General features: G+C 43.2%; 1 protein-coding gene. It reads right to left on the bottom strand.

Features of this window, described 5'->3' with window-relative positions:
- Positions 1–116: 116 nt before the first annotated feature.
- Entirely contained in the window at positions 117–566 is a 450-nt protein-coding gene (locus FCR2A7T_RS14540) for a GNAT family N-acetyltransferase (protein ID WP_023572064.1), read from the bottom strand.
- Positions 567–817 lie beyond the last annotated feature (251 nt).

Raw genomic sequence — 817 nt, 5'->3', positions numbered from 1 at the left:
GAAGACGGCATACGAGATGGGTTTGAGGCGCGGTCCTGAAAGCTATCGAAATACTTTAACTTTTAAATGCAATTGGTTATCAATGTGAAATTGCATCGGACAGACAAAACCGGCCGCTAATAACTTAATCGGTTCTTTTTCCATTGCTCTTTCGACATTTCAAATTTCACTTCGTTACCGCCATGCATGCCGTTTTGTGTCCACCCCGATTTTCGGTAGAATGCTTCAGCTCTGGTTCCGGGAGCGGTGCCGAGCCAAACACTTTCTTTTCCGGTGGAGAAATACCAGTCCAACATGATTTGCTGAAGTTTTGTGCCGATGCCTTTGCCCTCGAATTCGGGTTGTAAGAACAGCGCCCAGATATTGTTTTCTTTAAGGTCGGCAATCGCAAATCCAACAATCTGATTGTTAACCTCGCAAACCCAGCCTTTGCCGCGTTGGGTTAGGAATTCCTCGCAATCGGAATCCGTAACCAAAGCGGGATTGGATAAGGTATTTTCTTTTACCGAATTTCTTACGACCTGAATCTGTTTGATGTCTTCAATTGTTGCTTCGCGGAATGTCATGTTTGGTAGTGGTTTAAAAAGTGGTGGCAATGCATGTTGTTGTTATTAGTGGTAGCGGTTTTTCAAGGAAGGATTCCATTGTTTAGCGCTTTCTGCTTTCCGCCAATTTCATGGCTTCAAAGGCATTAACGATGCCGCCACTTTTAGATAGTTTGCCGAAAGTCACCTGTTCCCTGTTGTCTTTTTTTAATTCCGGTATAAGAACCTTTTGATTTTTCAGATTGGTGGAAGAATCAAGCAATATGCTAATC

Origin of the sequence: Flavobacterium cauense R2A-7 (genome assembly GCF_000498475.1) — a bacterium.
Lineage (GTDB): Bacteria > Bacteroidota > Bacteroidia > Flavobacteriales > Flavobacteriaceae > Flavobacterium > Flavobacterium cauense.
Note: the sequence above shows the minus strand (reverse complement) of the source record. Positions and strands in the feature narration are given on the sequence as shown.